Here is a 1,587-nt window from a genome sequence, read left to right as displayed (position 1 = left end):
CGCCACTGCGATTGCCCGACAGGGTACTGATTTCCTGCACCAGACGCTGGTAGTGTCGGTTCATTTCCGTATTCTTCAGTCTAGCTGTCACGTGTCGTTCAGTTTCTGCCTTGCCTGCTTCAACGTCGTTTTGCTCACCTCCGGTCAGACTGCTCAGGTAATTCAGCAGCCGTTGCCCCGTGCGAATGATCCTGTTCAGAAAGGGTAGAGTTTCATTACCTCCATCGACTCTGTCGGCCACGGCCAATTCACTCTCTGTAATGTTCTCATTCAGTGAGCGCTTGCTACGTGGCTGTGGGGTGTCCACTTTGGCATCCACTTTGGCAAGAACGTCGCTCTTACTCAACACCTTGTTATTGACGATCAGGCGCTCAATGGTCTCGCCTTCCTCGCTGAAAAAATCCAGCACCCAAAGGTGCTTCTGTCGGGACGAATCTGCCGGCGCTGTGCCATTTTTTCTGTTCTTCAGCAGGCTATCATTCGGTGCGATAGTCAGGATCAGATCCTCACCCGCTTTCTGATAGTGCAACGTCTGGCAGGGATGGGTTTCAACTTCGAGCTGGTCAGCTTTGCCAGTGGCATTTGATAAATACCATTGGCCACCGTTATGGATACCATTGTCAGCAAAGCGGTAAATGGAGCTCTTTTCATCCATTACATACTGATGTCCGGGAACCGTTTTCTGTAGCAATGAATAACCAGACCCCAGCCGTTTATCAATAAACGTCTTGTCATCCAGAGCCCCGTCGTCCAGCTCCAGGCTGTCCGGCCAATCATTGGCATAGACAAGGTGAGGGTTGCGCCAGCTGCCAATCCTCACCAGAGGGTTCGCACCGGATGCCATCATTTTTATGCCTTCAGGCGATGGGAGATGCTGGTTGATGATCAGTTGATCAACGGCTACATCATTGGTTTGGTTAACCGTCGGCTTTGGTATGTCAACGACATAACAGTTCTGCCCCCGAACTTTCCTGGGTGGCTTGAGGGCCTGCGCCGCGTAAACAGCCTGGCCATCCCGGTAGATGGTTAGAAACCCACTGTCATCTATGGTCATGGCCAGGTGTTGACGAGGAGAGGTGAAAAATTGCTTGACCCTGCTGTGAAAGACACTGGTACCATGCGTTAGCCTGATCTCCAGTCCGTCATGTCTCTTCAGGTTCAAGCTGATGGCATCGGAGCCGTCAGCCCCGGCAAAATGAATCAGTTTGACCTCGGCTGGTGCTCGACTGTCGGGGGGGAAGATCCGTCGCACCCGGGCCGCCAGGATAAAGCGGCCGCCGGTAACCGGAGGGGGCATCAGGCGCTTCAAACCTGCCGGACAGTGAGCCTGATCACTTCTGCCCGTGGCATGGTGTGTATTCGGCGAACGCCAGCTTGCTGCCTGCAAATCGATGAGGTTGACACCGCTCAGGTGAACCCGGTTAAACGAAGAGCGAGCAAAGAATATCTTTACTGTTTCATTTTTTTCTGTACTTTCCTCTGCATTCTTCAGCTCCAGGCTAACAAGGTTATTGCCGGGGCCGGGGTGTACACTGGCACCACTGCTTTTGAGGTGGAAAATATCATTTCCCGAATCCCCGAACAGCC

General features: G+C 52.9%; 1 protein-coding gene. It reads right to left on the bottom strand.

Translation table 11 applies throughout. The features are described 5' to 3' along the window. A partial coding sequence (locus KDK18_RS11615; RefSeq protein ID WP_257255069.1) for a hypothetical protein occupies positions 1–1,587 on the bottom strand: 1,587 nt, incomplete at both ends.

Source organism: Endozoicomonas sp. SESOKO3 (assembly GCF_024606255.1).
Note: the sequence above shows the minus strand (reverse complement) of the source record. Positions and strands in the feature narration are given on the sequence as shown.